The 14,137-nt window shown below is 55.0% G+C and carries 17 protein-coding genes; 4 read left to right on the top strand and 13 right to left on the bottom strand.

Annotated elements, in window-relative coordinates; genetic code table 11:
* Positions 1-20: 20 nt before the first annotated feature.
* The 11 genes from MTP40_RS04010 to MTP40_RS03960 all read right to left on the bottom strand — a co-directional run bounded on the left by MTP40_RS04010 (position 21) and on the right by MTP40_RS03960 (position 9,023).
* On the bottom strand, positions 21-1,934 hold the full coding sequence (locus MTP40_RS04010) for an acyl-CoA dehydrogenase family protein (protein WP_097777351.1): 1,914 nt from the start codon (positions 1,932-1,934) through the stop codon (positions 21-23).
* 22 nt (positions 1,935-1,956) lie between these two features.
* Complete coding sequence (locus tag MTP40_RS04005; RefSeq protein WP_120021075.1) at positions 1,957-2,388, bottom strand: RrF2 family transcriptional regulator; 432 nt, start codon at positions 2,386-2,388, stop codon at positions 1,957-1,959.
* Between the two features lie 342 nt (positions 2,389-2,730).
* Entirely contained in the window at positions 2,731-3,402 is a 672-nt protein-coding gene (locus tag MTP40_RS04000; RefSeq protein ID WP_156066591.1) for a GTP pyrophosphokinase, read from the bottom strand.
* Positions 3,399-5,093 carry an FAD-dependent oxidoreductase gene (locus MTP40_RS03995; protein ID WP_249259872.1) on the bottom strand — a complete coding sequence of 565 codons (1,695 nt, stop codon included), beginning with the start codon at positions 5,091-5,093 and terminating at the stop codon, positions 3,399-3,401. Before MTP40_RS03995 ends, MTP40_RS04000 begins: the two co-directional genes overlap by 4 nt.
* On the bottom strand, positions 5,090-5,410 hold the full coding sequence (gene trxA, locus MTP40_RS03990; protein ID WP_156066587.1) for a thioredoxin: 321 nt from the start codon (positions 5,408-5,410) through the stop codon (positions 5,090-5,092). The genes MTP40_RS03995 and trxA overlap by 4 nt, the downstream gene beginning before the upstream one ends.
* Before the next feature lie 28 nt (positions 5,411-5,438).
* Positions 5,439-6,014 (bottom strand): 4Fe-4S binding protein, encoded by a 576-nt coding sequence (locus MTP40_RS03985; RefSeq protein ID WP_156066585.1) that lies wholly within the window; start codon positions 6,012-6,014, stop codon positions 5,439-5,441.
* A complete protein-coding gene (locus tag MTP40_RS03980; protein ID WP_156066583.1) occupies positions 6,011-6,214 on the bottom strand; it encodes a 4Fe-4S binding protein in 204 nt (67 codons plus the stop codon). The genes MTP40_RS03985 and MTP40_RS03980 overlap by 4 nt, the downstream gene beginning before the upstream one ends.
* A gap of 337 nt (positions 6,215-6,551) precedes the next feature.
* The gene (locus tag MTP40_RS03975; protein ID WP_005921786.1) at positions 6,552-6,926 is read right to left on the bottom strand and encodes a desulfoferrodoxin family protein; all 375 of its coding nucleotides are present in this window, start codon (positions 6,924-6,926) and stop codon (positions 6,552-6,554) included.
* 21 nt (positions 6,927-6,947) lie between these two features.
* A complete protein-coding gene (gene rbr, locus MTP40_RS03970; RefSeq protein ID WP_117506262.1) occupies positions 6,948-7,490 on the bottom strand; it encodes a rubrerythrin in 543 nt (180 codons plus the stop codon).
* Positions 7,491-7,585: 95 nt separating this feature from the next.
* A complete protein-coding gene (locus tag MTP40_RS03965; protein WP_227613631.1) occupies positions 7,586-8,314 on the bottom strand; it encodes a Crp/Fnr family transcriptional regulator in 729 nt (242 codons plus the stop codon).
* Entirely contained in the window at positions 8,244-9,023 is a 780-nt protein-coding gene (locus tag MTP40_RS03960) for a DUF134 domain-containing protein (RefSeq protein ID WP_117949759.1), read from the bottom strand. The genes MTP40_RS03965 and MTP40_RS03960 overlap by 71 nt, the downstream gene beginning before the upstream one ends.
* A gap of 276 nt (positions 9,024-9,299) precedes the next feature.
* On the opposite strand from MTP40_RS03960, the gene MTP40_RS03955 reads away from it, so the two are divergent.
* The 4 genes from MTP40_RS03955 (at position 9,300) to MTP40_RS03940 (ending at position 10,902) form a co-directional block, all read left to right on the top strand.
* Positions 9,300-9,506: a DUF6219 family protein gene (locus MTP40_RS03955; RefSeq protein WP_097839462.1), complete on the top strand. Its 207-nt coding sequence runs from the start codon at positions 9,300-9,302 to the stop codon at positions 9,504-9,506.
* Positions 9,507-9,707: 201 nt separating this feature from the next.
* Positions 9,708-9,947: a GTP-binding protein gene (locus tag MTP40_RS03950; protein ID WP_207684880.1), complete on the top strand. Its 240-nt coding sequence runs from the start codon at positions 9,708-9,710 to the stop codon at positions 9,945-9,947.
* A gap of 102 nt (positions 9,948-10,049) precedes the next feature.
* Complete coding sequence (locus tag MTP40_RS03945; protein ID WP_097771470.1) at positions 10,050-10,688, top strand: YczE/YyaS/YitT family protein; 639 nt, start codon at positions 10,050-10,052, stop codon at positions 10,686-10,688.
* A 64-nt stretch (positions 10,689-10,752) separates the two neighbouring features.
* Positions 10,753-10,902, top strand: a complete 150-nt coding sequence (locus MTP40_RS03940; protein ID WP_156073391.1) for a hypothetical protein — start codon at positions 10,753-10,755, stop codon at positions 10,900-10,902.
* A 146-nt stretch (positions 10,903-11,048) separates the two neighbouring features.
* On the opposite strand, the gene treC is transcribed toward MTP40_RS03940, so the two are convergent.
* Both treC and treP read right to left on the bottom strand, forming a co-directional pair.
* Positions 11,049-12,674: an alpha,alpha-phosphotrehalase gene (gene treC / locus MTP40_RS03935; protein WP_249259871.1), complete on the bottom strand. Its 1,626-nt coding sequence runs from the start codon at positions 12,672-12,674 to the stop codon at positions 11,049-11,051.
* 18 nt (positions 12,675-12,692) lie between these two features.
* Complete coding sequence (treP, locus tag MTP40_RS03930) at positions 12,693-14,108, bottom strand: PTS system trehalose-specific EIIBC component (protein WP_156062015.1); 1,416 nt, start codon at positions 14,106-14,108, stop codon at positions 12,693-12,695.
* Positions 14,109-14,137: the final 29 nt, after the last annotated feature.

Raw genomic sequence — 14,137 nt, 5'->3', positions numbered from 1 at the left:
ATCTTGCCTCCTTCACGGCCTCAAGCCTTTACAAATTGATCCTTCGTCTCCGCGCACTCGGGACACACCCACTCGGCGGGAAGCTGCTCAAAGAGCGTACCGGGCGCGATCTCGCCGTCCTCGTCGCCCAACTCCGGCACATACTCGTAGCCGCAGCCGCTGCAGACGTAGCGGTCGCCGATGGGGGCGGGCTTCGGCGGCGTGGGCCGCTTCATCTTTACCATGGGCGGCGCGGGCAGCTTTTCGCCGCTATCCAGCGCGGCAGTGAGCAGGGGCAGGATCTCCTCCACATCGCCCACGATGCCGTAGTCGCAGTTCTTGAAGATAGGCGCGTTACCGTTCTTATTGATGGCCACGATGGTGGAGGCGTCCTTGATGCCCTTAAGGTGCTGGGATGCGCCGGAGATGCCGCAGGCGATGTACAGATTGCCGGTGAACTTCTGACCGGACATACCCACATAGCGGTTCAGCGGCAGATATTTGAGAGTCTCCGCCACAGGGCGGGAAGAACCGATGGCCGCGCCGGCGGCCTTGGCCAGCGACTCTACCAGTTTCATGTTCTTTTTCTCCCCGATGCCCTTGCCCGCGGAGACCACCCGCTCCGCCTGCGGGATGGGCGTATCCATAGGGATGCCCACGGAGAAGTCGTGACCATCCTTCTTCAGCGCTGCCACAAGGTCGGCCACCTGCTGGGCAGCGTCCCCCTCCCGGAAGATGGTCTTTTTGCGAATGCCGGTGATGGGCGCGGGTTTCTTGGCCGCCGAACGGCTCTCGCCGCCGGAGCTCTTGCCCAGCCTGCCCAACAGATGAGAGGCGATGACCACCCGCTGGATCTCGTTAGTGCCCTCGTAGAGGGTGGTGATCTTGGCGTCGCGGTAGGCCCGTTCCACCTCCATGCCCTTGAGGTAGCCGCTGCCGCCGTGGATCTGCAAGGCATCGTTGGTGACCTCCAGCGCGATGTCCGAGGCATACATCTTCGCCATGGCGGACTCCATGCCGTAAGGCGCGTGCTGCTCCTTCAGCTCCGCCGCGGAGTAGATGAGGAACCGGGCGCAGCGCAGCTTGGTTGCCATATCCGCCAGCTTGAAGGCGATGCTCTGCTGGGCCGCGATGGGCTTGCCGAACTGGACGCGCTCCTTGGAATAGCTCAACGCGTGCTCAAACGCGCCCTGGGCGATGCCCAGCGCCTGCGCGGCGATGCCGATGCGTCCGCCGTCCAGCGTGGACATGGCAATCTTGAAGCCCTCGCCCTCCTTGCCCAATAGGTTTTCCTTGGGAACCTTCACGTCGTTGAAGATCAGCTCCGCCGTGGAGGAGGAGCGAATACCCATCTTGTCATAGTGGTCGCCGAACTCAAAGCCCTTCCAGCCCTTCTCCACGATGAAAGCGGAGATGCCCCGGGTGCCGATGTCCGGCGTGGTGACGGCGAAAACCACATAGGTGTCCGCCTTAGGGGCGTTGGTAATGAAGATCTTGCCGCCGTTGAGGAGGTAGTAGTCCCCCTTATCCAGCGCCGTGGTCTCCGTGCCGCCGGCGTCGGATCCGGCGTTGGTCTCCGTAAGGCCGAAGGCGCCGATTTTCTCGCCCTTAGCCAGCGGAACCAGATATTTCTTCTTCTGCTCCTCGGTGCCATAGGCGAAAATGGGCCATGAGCCGAGGGAGACGTGGGCGGAGAGGATTACGCCCGTGCCGCCGTCCACACGGGCCAGCTCCTCCACCGCGATGGCGTAGCTCAGGGCATCAAGACCGGCACCGCCGTACTCCTTGGGGTAGGGAATGCCCATCCAGCCCAGCTTACCCAGCTTCTTGACAGCCTCCTCGGGAAACTCGTTGTTCTGATCCATTAAAAATGCGAGGGGCTTGATCTCCTCCTCCGCAAAACTCCGGATCTTCGCGCGCAGCTCTTCGTGCGCCGCCGTGGTTTGAAACAGCATACGGGTACCTCCTTTTAAAATTTTACAGCTTGCTTGTATCTTGGGGATCGGATCCGCCGGTCAGCAGCCTGCGCAGGCTCACGGCACGGAACGCCTCGTCCTGCTTTTGCTGCAAGGCCGCCAGCTGACAGTGGATGGCGCACCGCCCATGCTTGTCCTGCCAGCGGCATTCATATCCCGGCTCCATGCAGGCGCACAGGATGCCCCGCTCCCCCACGACCCCCATGAGATCGTAGAGGGAGGTCGCGTCCAGATCGCAGGACAGCTCGCAGCCGCCGAGAGCGCCGCGGCTCACCCGCACCAAATTGCCGGCGGAGAGCTTGCGCAGAATCTGGTAGGCAAACTGATTGGGGATCAATTCCGTTTCCGACATCTCGGCCACCGAATGCTTCTCCCCGTCCAGCAGCACCCGCAAAATGCGCAGCGCGTAGTCCGTCTCTTTGGTGATGATCATGCTCCACATCCTCTTTTCGCTTGCTTGTTAATACCATCATATCAATCTTGATAAATTTTGTCAAGATTATTTCAAAAAAAATATCGCTTTCATACAGACCGCCCCAGCCCGGGTCAGCTTCGCTTTCCATTCAGCGAAAAGCCATGTTCCTTACAATTATAGAAGCCGAAAAAGCTGTGCCGTGGCAGTCCGCCGAAAGCAGAAAAGACTATGCCTGAAAACCAGAAAGCGGAGAAATTGGTTGGGGCTCGCAGGGGTCGCCCATCCAAGGCGGATGAGGCGATCCCTGGCAAGTCCAAGGCAAGCACCAAAGTGCGTGCTTTTCATTTTATATCCGACGCATTATGTTAAGATGTGCAGTAGATGTTCCATTTTACCATCCCACTCTCTGCTGGAATCGGCGCACTCTTTCAGTTCAGTTTCGATTTCAGCATTTATCGGCAGATTTTTCTTATAGCGGATGGTATGCTCAAGGCTTGCCCAGAAGTCCATGGCGATTGTACGGAGTTGTATCTCCACTGGCACATGGATCTCTTTTTCCGCAAAGAATACCGGCAGCCGGATCGTCAGGTGCAGACTGCGATAGCCATTTGGCTTAGGGTGTGAAATATAATCTTTCTCCGTGATGATTTCAATGTCAGACTGATCTTTTAAGCACTTTGCCAAAAAGAACACATCCTCCTCGAAAGAGCAGATCACCCGCACACCGGCAATATCCATGATATTTGCCTGCATGGTCGGAAAATCCAGAGAAAGTCCGCGCTTCTGCATCTTATTCATAATGCTGGACGGCGACTTCAAGCGACTTTTCATACTTTCTATCGGATTGCGATCATGCTGCAATGAAAACTCTTCGTTTAGAATTTCCAACCTGCTTTCCAGTGCTTTCAGCGCACATCGGTATTGCAGCATGACTTCCTGATACCTGCGATTTTCGCTTAAAAGGCGCTGGCACTGCAGATCATCTAAGCCTTTATCTGCCGCAACCGTCAAGCCAAATAAATTTTCACTCATAGTTTCTCCATTCCGCAGGGATAGGCGCTCCGCGCTGTCTGCTGCTCTTGTGTTACGACCTGATAAAAACTGTATCCGCCGGAGAGATGGGAACAGCTGAAACCATACTGCGTCAAAAGCCGACAGGTCAGATAACTGCGAAGCCCAGTCTGGCAATTCACATAGACAGGCTTGTCCCGCTCTAACTCGTCCAAGTGCTCCCGCAGATCGTCCAGTGGAATATTGCGGAATCCATTCAAGTGCCCACGCCGATATTCGCCTTCCGTACGGACGTCCAGCAGCGTCGCACTGCCATCGCAGGGCAAGTCCTCAACATCATTCCAATGGAACTGCTGCACTTTCCCGCTCTCCAAATCCTCGATCATAAAACCGGCCATATTGACCGGATCCTTGGCAGAGGAATAGGGCGGCGCATAGGAAAGGTCAAGTTCCGTCAGTTCCAAAGCTTTCATTTTTGCGCGAATGGCCGTTGCCAGTACATCAATACGCTTGTCCACGCCCTCGCCGCCAACGATCTGCGCACCGAGCAGCCGCAGGCTTTCTTTTTCATACAGTACTTTCATTGCCATTGACCGTGCGCCGGGATAATAGGCAGCGTGGGATGCCGGGAAAAGTACGACTTTGTCGTAAGCGATTCCTGCTGCCTGCGCTGCCTTTTCATTGATACCCGTGGAGGCCGCTGTCAAGCCAAACAGTTTCAGAACAGACGAGCCCTGAGAGCCGTGAAAGTGGCTATTGCCGCCACAGATATTGTCAGCGGCAATGCGTCCCTGCTTGTTGGCGGGTCCCGCCAGCGAAATCAACGCTTTCTGCCCGGTTACAAAATGGGCGACCTCTACGGCATCGCCCACAGCATAGATGTCCGGCACGGAGGTTTCCATCCGTTCGTTGACAGCGATGCTGCCACGAATACCAAGCTCAAGACCGACATCTTTTGCTAAATGCGTATCTGGGGTAACACCGATGGCCAGCAAAACCATATCCGAATGCAGCGGCTCACTACCCTCCAGCAGCGTCAGCACGGAATCTCCGTCCTGCCGGAATCCGGTGACGGTTTCACCCAACCGCAGAGTCACGCCGTGTCTGCGCATTTCCGCATGGACAAAGCTCGCCATGTCCGCATCCAGTGGTGCTAATAGCTGATTGGGTCGCTGAACGATGGTGACAGAAACGCCCATTTCTGTAAGGTTTTCCGCCATTTCCAGACCGATAAAGCCGCCGCCAGCCAAAACAGCGGTTTTCGGCTTCTGATCCTCTACAAAGTGCCTAATGCGGAGGGTATCCTCCACGGTGCGCAGCGTGAAAACACGCTCACTGCTGACGCCGGAAAGCGCAGGAACCGTCGGCTTTGCGCCGGGTGCGAGGAGCAGTTTGTCATAGGTTTCCGTGTAGACCTTTCCACTATCCAATGCGTGAACGGTGACGGTTTTCTCTGTGGGATCGATCGCAGTTACTTCCTGCCGTACCCGCACATCAATGCGAAAGCGGTCCCAGAAGCTCTCCGGAGTTTGCAGTGTCAGTTCTTCTTGCTCCTTGATCACACCGCCCACATAATACGGCAGACCGCAGTTGGCATAGGACACATAGCCGCTGCGCTCGATCATGATGATCTGGGCGTGTTCATCCAAACGGCGGATGCGGGCAGCGGCAGAAGCACCGCCCGCCACACCGCCTACGATCACAACTTTCATCTTGCGCCCTCCACCATTGCGGCAATCTCCGACTTAGGCCGATAGCCGACCGATTTGGTAATGGCCTTTCCATCCTTGAATACGACCAGCATCGGGATGCTGGATACCTGAAAACGCATCGCCAGCTCCATCTGCTCGTCCACATTGACCTTGCCCACCTTGAGCGCACCGCTTTTTTCTTCGGCAAGCTCATGCAGTACGGGATAGAGCATTTTGCACGGTCCGCACCAGTCCGCATAGAAATCCAGCAGGACGGGCTTGTCGGAATGCAGTACCTCATTTTCAAAATTCGCAGCAGTAATTTTCAGTTCAGCCATGAGAAAGGCTCCGTTCTGTTATCTTTGTTTATTCTTTGTTTTTCAGCTTGCAAATGCCCTGCGTCATGGTTCCCATCGGACAAAACGCACACCATGTGCGGGGCTTGTAGAGCACCATAACGATCAGACCCAGCAGCAGAGAGGTCAGCATGAGGCCATAAAAGCCAAAGCTGAACTGCGCCACCCAGTCAGTGACCGTACCGGCTGTATAAGTCCAGCTCCACGGCACACGGAATGTCCAGAACAGCTTAATGGCCTCCCGCAGGGACGCAGCACCCGCAGCGACCAGATAGGTCTGGAACACCATGTTGCCGAACATCGTCAGGAAAAAGAGCAAAAAGCCATAACGGAACCACTTGGAGGACATCCAGCGGGGCGTGGGCTTGCAGCGGGAGCATTTAAGATCTGTCCCCAGCTTGCTGAACAGTTGACCCCGTCCGCAGAGGTGGTTGCAAAAGAATTTGTTCCCGCCAAAGATGGCTAAAAGCAGCGGCAGAAAAAAATCGATCATACCCAGCCACGCGAACAGGATATTGAAAAAGCCCAGTGCAAAATAGATGATGGCATATACCCACAGGTAATCGTACCAATGCTTTGCTTTCATGCGTCAGCCCTCACTTTCACCTCAATGCAGCCGACGGGACAGAGCTTTGCGCACTTGCCGCAGCCTACGCAGCGTTCCGCCTCCACGGCGGCGTAGCAGCCGCAGCGCACCTTGACGGCCCCCAGTGGACAGGTATTTTCACACACACCGCAGGCGACACACCGCGTCTTATCTATGGCAGCCAGTTTCTTTGACAGCATAGCTTTCCTCCCTTAATCCTGCAAGGATTTGTAATAGAGCATACAGTGGCAGACCCCTCGAAGCCCGGATCTGCAATTGGATTCTTGAACTCCTGGCACATACATTTGGTTGCCTCTGTGCGCTCCCTGCGGCAGGGGCAGTACCCGCCGGTGCGCTTGAGTCCTTTTCTGATGGTGCTGACAATCTCCTGATCGGGATTGAGCTTGATTTTCATGTTCGCCAGCTCTTTCTTGATTGTGGCTTTATCATACCGCAGGACAAAGTCTTTTTCTGTGACGAGGTTACATTGATAAAAAAATCCGGTGCTTTTTGAGCACCGGATTTTAAGAAGGTGAATTACGCTTTCCACAGACTGTGGAGGTTGCAGTAGGCGTAGACCGCCTCGACCTCATCGCCCTCGCAGAGAGCGAAGCAGACCTCCGGCTTTTCGCCGGGATGCAGTTCCTTACGCTGATTGCCCTGCTTGGTCTGGAGAGATACCCATTCGATGTAGTGCTCCGGCAGCATGGGGTGCTCTACGGAGCCGACCTTGACATGGACGATGCCGTTTTCCACCGTCCAGACAGGAACGTGCTTCTCTACGGCGGCGTCGGTGGTGCCGGGAACGATCTCGCTCATCGGCTCGCCGCAGCAGACGACAGGGACGCCTACGTCCTTAACTTTGGCAATGATGTTACCGCAATGCTTGCAAATGTAAAACTTCTGCTCCATGATAATTCTCCTTTTCTTTCTTTAATAGTTTTCTGCGTGAATTTCAAAATAGCTCTGGGGATGGTTGCAGGTGGGGCAAACCTCCGGAGCTTTCTCACCGATCACAATGTGACCGCAGTTGCGGCACTCCCATACCTTGACCTCACTCTTGGCAAAGACCTCTGCCATCTCCACATTGTGCAACAGGGCACGGTAGCGCTCCTCATGGTGCTTTTCAATGGCGGCTACCAGGCGGAAACGCTGGGCCAGCTCATGAAAGCCTTCCTCATCGGCAGTTTTGGCAAAGCCATCGTACATATCCGTCCACTCGTAGTTCTCACCCTCAGCGGCGGAGAGAAGGTTTTCTGCGGTGTCGCCAATGCCGTTCAGTTCTTTGAACCACAGCTTGGCGTGTTCCTTCTCATTATCAGCGGTTTTGAGGAACAGTGCCGCGATCTGCTCAAAGCCTTCCTTCTTGGCCTTGGATGCAAAATAGGTGTACTTGTTGCGTGCCTCGGACTCACCGGCAAAGGCAGCCATCAGGTTTTTTTCGGTTTGAGTTCCTGCGTATTTCGTTTCTTTCATGGTGGATACTCCTTCCTGCTTTTCTGCTTTTCTGCTTTTCTGCTTTTATTGTAGCAAATCTATGATTTTATTCCGTGACGAAGTCACATTCCTTTTTATTTTAGACGATTTAGTCTGTTCTTATCCCGCAGCGTGATTGCACCACGCTTCAGCTCCACCAGTCCGTCCTCCGAGAAGCTTTTGAGCATCCGTGCCACTGCCTCCCGTGCCGAGCTGATGTGCTGGGCGATCTGCTCATGGGTCATACGTATCGTGTCGGAGCCGGTACGTTCCGCTTCGGCAAAGAGAAATTCTGCCAGCCGCTGATCCAGCCCCTTGAACATGATCTGCTGCATCGCCCACATCACATCAGAAAACCGTTTCGTTGCCAGTTCATAGAGAAAACAGCGGACATGGAGATTTTTCTCCTTGAGTGCAGCAATGACATTTGCAGGGATAACCAGAACGTCCGTATCCATTCCGGCAGTCATTTGCGTATCAAAGGTGATCTGACTGATCACGCAGGAGGCGGAAAGCACACATAGTTCGCCCGGATACAGGCGGAACAGCGTTACCTCCCGCCCCTCATCAGAGAGAAGATAGGTGCGAATCTCGCCGGAAAGAATAAACAGCATTCCGAGACATTCATTGTCGCTGCTGTGAACGAACGCACCCTTTTTATAATGACGGACAAAGGCACTGCGGCGTAGTGTGTCCATTTCGCGTTCGGTCAAGGATGACCAGAACGGAAGTTGTGTCAGTGTGCGTTCCATATCAATGGCAGCTATGCTTGCCGCAGCCGTGGTCACCGCAGGAGTGACCAGCCTCGCCGTGCTCATGATCATGGTGGTCACAGTGAACATTGGGATCGTAGCCCAGATTTCCGTTGAGCAATGCGCTCACCGCAGCATCAGCGTCCCCGCTGACACCGCCGTAGAGCTTGATGCCCGCTTCGGCCAGAGCTGCCTGCGCACCGCCGCCGATGCCTCCGCAAATCAAAGTGTCCACGCCGTTCTGCATCAGGAAGCCTGCCAGTGCGCCGTGACCGCTGCCGTTGGTGTCAACGACTTTCGCATGAGTGATTTTGCCGTCCACAGCTTCATAAAGCTTGAACTGCTCGGTGTGACCGAAATGCTGAAAGATTTGACCGTTTTCATAGGTAACTGCAATTTTCATAATGGAATCTCCTTTGCAAGTTTTGCCTAATTTTTCCATGTTGGTTCTCTGCATCCGGCAGCAACGGCCGCAGTGAGCTGCCTCCTGTCCTCCGCAAATGCGGTAGTTTCCCCCGGTGATGTGCAGCGGTTTCCCGTGGACAAGACACGCTGCAATCTTGCGCCGTGCGCCTTCGTAAATCTCCTGCACGGTAGAGCGTGAAATGTCCATCTGCGCGGCACACTGCTCGTGGGTTTGCTGCTCCAAGTCAACCAGCCGAATGACCTCGTATTCGTCCAGCGTCAGCAGGATCGGCTCGGTATTCTCGCACCCGTTGGGACAGAATGTATCGACCTGTGATACGCCACAAATTTGACGGCACCGTGGCGGTCTTGGCATGGGAGCTTTCTTCCCTTTGTATTCGGTATATTCCGATTGTAGCACTTTGAGCAGAAAAAAGCAATTTTTTTCAAAAGCTGCTACATTTTCCGTCCTCATATGTGTGCTGGCTGATATTCGGAGTCGAATGCTACATGTGAGCCTTGTTCGTAATGCCCACCGATCATGACCGTAGCGGCAGTCACAGCATCCACATGAAAGCGTTCCCGGTAATGCTTGCATTTTCGTAAAAAAACGTTATAATTGAATCAGTTAAATCAAAGGAGGCATCAAATCATGAAATCACATAAATACTGGGCCTTAGGCGCACTTTTCTGTATGTTGGGATGCATTTATTCTGGAATCAAAAAATCTATGACTGCGCATAAATACTTTGCCTATTCTTCATTGATTTGTATGGGCATGTCCATTTATTCCGGTCACAAACTGGTTTCTCCAAAGAAGAAAAAAATCACTAAATCAAATAATAGTGAGAATAGTTAAACAAAAAATTTCCTTTATTCATCAAAGACAAAGTTGCTGGAGAATTTTTTTCTCCAGCAACTTTCTTCATATAGAAAACCACAAGCTATGCTTGTGGAAGAATAGAGCCGTAGCGTTGAAACGGTAGAAAAAGAACCTCCTTTTGCTATAATTAGAAGCGGGTAACGCCAACCGCATAGGGCCTTTGGTTCGGCCTACTTTTTGGAGCTGGACCTCTCGTGCCAGCAGCTCGAACAGAATATCCCGGCCCTCTTCACCGAGCCCGCGTGCGGCCATGTGCTGCGGGCGAAAGGCTTCGTACAGTACGAGAACGGCTGGGTGGAGCTGAACGCCACCGCCGACGGCCTGACGGCAAACGCTATCCCCAAGGGGCAGGAAGTGCTCATCGTGATCGGGGAGGGGCTGGAGAAAGAACGGATTGAGGTGAGATTAAAGGGGTAAGGCGGATCCCCCGTATATCGTTGTATCTTTCCATAAATAGTTTGTCTCCCGCCCAAAGTAGGCGTATAATAGGGGAAAAGAAACGCTAAAGGAGAATCTCCTATGAACGGCACCGCATTGCGCAAACCGACTGCCCGGCGGGTGGTGGGCATGGTGGCGGGCATCGTCATCATCGCCCTTGGCATTGCGCTTTTCAAGCAGTCCCACCTCGGCAACGACTCCATCAGCGCCCTGAACATGCGGCTGGCGGAGCTGCTCGGCATCTCGCTGGGCACCCAGAACCTGTGCACGAACATCCTGTTTTTCCTGCTGGAATTCTGGTTCGGGCGCAAGTACATCGGCCTTGGCACCTTCGTCAACGGCATCTGCATCGGGTACATCGTCACGGCGTTCTATGACCCCATTCACGCCCACTTCGGCGATGCGCCGTCGCTGGCGGTGCAGTTGGCGTGGGTCATCGCGGCGGTGCTGGTCACGGCGCTGGGCGCTTCGCTCTACCAGACCGCCGACCTCGGCATCGCGCCCTACGATTACCTTTCCCTCGGTCTGCGGGACTACACACCCTGCCCGTACTTCGGGTGCCGCATCTTCACCGATGCGCTCAGCGCCCTGCTGTGCTGGCTGCTGGGTGGCCTTGTGGGCCTTGGCACCTTGATCTGTGCGTTCTGCCTTGGGCCCTTCATCCAGTTCTTCGATCGGACGTTCTCCCAGAAGGTGCTGCAATACAAACCGAACAATTGAGAAACCCCGCGGCGTCAAATCATACGCTGCGGGGGTCTTTTTTATTGCTGCCGTTAAGCAGAAAATGAAGGAGATTTATCTTTCAAAACCGCCTGTGGACAGCTGCAAGCCCCTGCACACAGCTCCAAGCTCCGCACCCTTCTGCGGTGAGATCGTCTGTGCCGACATCGGCATCCGGGACGAATGGCACCCGGCAGGTCTTGCACAGCTTTAAACGCGGAATTTTGCCCTTACAAAAAAGCACTTTCCCTTATATTTGCATTGCAAATAAGGGAAAGTGCTTTTGTCTTGCTCACTATGAGGTTACTATCGCAAAGGATACGGTCAACTCCCAATAGCGAAAAGATAATACGGCAGCCTTCACTTTTTCAGCACTACGCACTCATAGGGGCGCAGCGTGTCGGCGGTGTCGGGGTAGTTACCCAGCAGTTTCTCGGCATCGGTCCAGCCTACGGGCAGGGGCTTGGCAATTTCCCGCTCCCGCAGGTTGCAGAGAACCAGCAGCTCCGTCTCGCCGTCGTACCGGTGATAGGCCAACAAATCCGCGTTGTCGGGGTACAAGAACTCGATTTTTCCCGCACTGATGACCGGCATTTTCTTGCGCAGGGCCACCAGCGTTTTGTAAAAGCTGCGGATGGAATCCGGGGCGTCCATTTGGGCAGCGGCGTTGATGGCCTTGTAGTTGTCGGCAATGCCGATCCACGGCGTACCGGTGGTAAACCCGGCGTTCTCGCTCGCGTCCCACTGCATCGGGGTGCGGCTGTCGTCGCGGCTGCGCTGGGCGATAATGTCCAGCGTCTCGGCCTCGGACTTGTCCTGCTGGCGCAGAATCTTATAGTAGTTGAGGCTCTCGACGTCGCGGTATTGCTCGATTTTCGTGAAGTGCGGGTTCGTCATGCCCAGCTCCTCACCCTGATAAATGTACGGTGTGCCGCGCATAAAGTGGATGGCCACCGCCAGCATCTCGGCGCTTTCCTTCCAGTAGGTCGTGTCGCTGCCAAAGCGGCTGACCGCACGGGGCTGGTCGTGGTTGCACCAGAACAGCGCATTCCAGCCGCCGTGGGCCTGCATCCCCTCCTGCCATGTCTGGAACAGTTTCTTCATGGCGAGGTAATCAGGCTCCCTCAATTCCCACTTTTGCCCGTCCTTGTAGTCGACCTTCAGGTGGTGGAAATTAAAGCACATCGTCAGCTCGTGGTTACCCTCAGCGGTGTAGCCGATGCAGTTTTCCAGCGTGGTGGAGGACATCTCCCCCACCGTGATCATGCCATCGATGCCGCCCGCGGCGACCAGCTCCTTCAGGTACTTGTGGACGTTGCGGCCATCGGTGTAGAAGCGGCGGCCGTCGCCCTCAAAATCGTCCTCATAGACCTCCGGCTTGGAAATGACGTTGATGACGTCGAAACGGAAACCCTTGATGCCTTTCGCCTTCCAGAATCGCAGGATGTCGGCCATTTCCTCCCGCACGGCGGGGTTCTCCCAGTTCAGGTCGGCTTGCATCACATCGTACAGGTGCAGATACCACTTGCCGAGCCATGGTACATATTCCCACGCAGGGCCGCCGAATTTCGACACCCAGTTCGTCGGGCAGCAGTCGGGCGTGCCGTCCTTGAAGATGTAATAGTCCTGGTACTTTTTGTCGCCCGCCAGTGCTTTTTTGAACCACTCATGCTCGGTGGAGGTGTGGTTGAACACCATGTCCAGCATCAGGCCGATGCCGCGCCTGTCCGCCTCGCGGATAAGCTCCTCCAGATCCTCCATCGTGCCGTAGCGCGGGTCAACGGCACGGTAGTCGGCCACATCATAGCCGTTGTCGCGCTGGGGCGAGGGGAAGAACGGCGTCAGCCAGAGATAGTCAACGCCCAGGTCGGCGAGGTAGTCCAGTTTCGCGGTGACGCCCTTCAAATCGCCGAAGCCGTCACCGTTCGAGTCCATGAAGGATTTCGGGTAAATTTGGTAGACAACTTTATCTTTAAAATCATTCATGGTACACACCTCACAAAATCAGGCAACGCCTTTTTTCCTGCCGACGATGACGGTCAGCACAAAGGGGACGACGATGGCAATGGCCATGCACAGCGCAAAGCTGAGCATATAGGCGGGCTGGATTGACAAAATACCAGGGATGCCGCCGACACCGATGGCGTTGGCCGTGGTGGAAGTTGCCACACAGACGACCGCTGCGATGGCAGATCCAATCATGCCGCAGATAAACGGGAAGTGGAATTTCAGGTTGACACCGAACATGGCAGGCTCGGTAACGCCCAGATAGCAGGAGATGCAAGAGGGAACGTTGACTTCCTGTGCGGCAGCATTCTTGCGCTGCAGGTAGATCATGCCCAGCACGGCGGAGCCCTGTGCAATGTTGGAAAGGGCGATCATCGGCCACAGCATGGTGCCGCCAAAATCGGCGATCAGCTGCATATCAATGGCATTGGACATGTGATGCAGGCCGGTGATGACCAGCGGGGCATAAACAAAACCGAAGATTGCGCCAAAGACCACGCGGAAGGAGCCGGAAATGCCGGCGTAGACGATGTCAGAAATGAAGGTGCCGATCTTCCAGCCGATGGGGCCAAGGACAGTGTGGGCGATGATGACGGACAGCACCAGCGAGCAGAAGGGCACCACGATCATGGAAATGACCGCCGGGCAGATCTTGCGGAAGAATTTTTCTAGATAGACCAGCGTGAACGCGGCCAGCATGGCGGGAATGACCTGCGCCTGATAGCCAATCATGTTGATGGTGAAGAAGCCAAAATCCCATTTGGGGATATCTACCGCTGCCGTGGACGCGACGGCGTAAGCGTTGAGCAGCTGGCCGGAAACCAGCGTCAGGCCGAGGACGATGCCCAGGCTTTGGGTCGTGCCCATTTTCTTTGTGACAGACCAGCAGATGCAGACCGGCAGCATATGGAAGATGGCTTCGCCAATCAGCCACAGGAAGCTGTCAACGCCGGACCAGAACTGACTGATGTTGCACAGCGTCTGGGTGCCGTTATTAAAAAAGTAGATGCTGTCAATGCAGTTGCGGAAGCCAAGGATCAAACCGCCGGTGATGATGGCGGGAATCAATGGGGCAAAAATCTCCGCAAGCACGCTCATGACCTTCTGCAATGCGTTCTGGTTCTGCTTGGCCGCGCTCTTGACAGCTTCCTTCGAGACACCGTCGATGCCGGAGACGGCAATAAAGTCATTGTAGAAATCGCTGACCGTATTGCCGATGATGACCTGGAACTGGCCCGCCTGGGTGAAAGTGCCCTTGGCGGATTTCAGTGCCTCGATCTTGGCAACGTCCGCCTTGGCGGGATCGTTGAGGACAAATCGCATACGCGATACGCAGTGGGATACTGCTGCAATGTTCTCCTTGCCGCCAACGTACTCAAGCAGCAGCCGCGCGTCCTGTTCGTATTTACCCATAATGTTTTCCTCCTTTTGCCCGGTAGAGC

It is taken from the genome of Faecalibacterium sp. IP-3-29, from assembly GCF_023347335.1.
In the GTDB taxonomy this organism is placed as follows: domain Bacteria; phylum Bacillota; class Clostridia; order Oscillospirales; family Ruminococcaceae; genus Faecalibacterium; species Faecalibacterium duncaniae.
This window is presented reverse-complemented; position numbering and strand designations above follow the sequence as displayed.

What these genes read in the sequence shown, in the direction of transcription:
- MTP40_RS04010 (WP_097777351.1), bottom strand. Translation starts at nt 1,934, where the DNA reads ATGCTGTTTCAAACCACGGCGGCGCACGAAGAGCTGCGCGCGAAGATC.
- MTP40_RS04005 (WP_120021075.1), bottom strand. Translation starts at nt 2,388, where the DNA reads ATGATCATCACCAAAGAGACGGACTACGCGCTGCGCATTTTGCGGGTG.
- MTP40_RS04000 (WP_156066591.1), bottom strand. Translation starts at nt 3,402, where the DNA reads ATGAGTGAAAATTTATTTGGCTTGACGGTTGCGGCAGATAAAGGCTTA.
- MTP40_RS03995 (WP_249259872.1), bottom strand. Translation starts at nt 5,093, where the DNA reads ATGAAAGTTGTGATCGTAGGCGGTGTGGCGGGCGGTGCTTCTGCCGCT.
- trxA (WP_156066587.1), bottom strand. Translation starts at nt 5,410, where the DNA reads ATGGCTGAACTGAAAATTACTGCTGCGAATTTTGAAAATGAGGTACTG.
- MTP40_RS03985 (WP_156066585.1), bottom strand. Translation starts at nt 6,014, where the DNA reads ATGAAAGCAAAGCATTGGTACGATTACCTGTGGGTATATGCCATCATC.
- MTP40_RS03980 (WP_156066583.1), bottom strand. Translation starts at nt 6,214, where the DNA reads ATGCTGTCAAAGAAACTGGCTGCCATAGATAAGACGCGGTGTGTCGCC.
- MTP40_RS03975 (WP_005921786.1), bottom strand. Translation starts at nt 6,926, where the DNA reads ATGGAGCAGAAGTTTTACATTTGCAAGCATTGCGGTAACATCATTGCC.
- rbr (WP_117506262.1), bottom strand. Translation starts at nt 7,490, where the DNA reads ATGAAAGAAACGAAATACGCAGGAACTCAAACCGAAAAAAACCTGATG.
- MTP40_RS03965 (WP_227613631.1), bottom strand. Translation starts at nt 8,314, where the DNA reads ATGATCATGAGCACGGCGAGGCTGGTCACTCCTGCGGTGACCACGGCT.
- MTP40_RS03960 (WP_117949759.1), bottom strand. Translation starts at nt 9,023, where the DNA reads ATGCCAAGACCGCCACGGTGCCGTCAAATTTGTGGCGTATCACAGGTC.
- MTP40_RS03955 (WP_097839462.1), top strand. Translation starts at nt 9,300, where the DNA reads ATGAAATCACATAAATACTGGGCCTTAGGCGCACTTTTCTGTATGTTG.
- MTP40_RS03945 (WP_097771470.1), top strand. Translation starts at nt 10,050, where the DNA reads ATGAACGGCACCGCATTGCGCAAACCGACTGCCCGGCGGGTGGTGGGC.
- MTP40_RS03940 (WP_156073391.1), top strand. Translation starts at nt 10,753, where the DNA reads ATGAAGGAGATTTATCTTTCAAAACCGCCTGTGGACAGCTGCAAGCCC.
- treC (WP_249259871.1), bottom strand. Translation starts at nt 12,674, where the DNA reads ATGAATGATTTTAAAGATAAAGTTGTCTACCAAATTTACCCGAAATCC.
- treP (WP_156062015.1), bottom strand. Translation starts at nt 14,108, where the DNA reads ATGGGTAAATACGAACAGGACGCGCGGCTGCTGCTTGAGTACGTTGGC.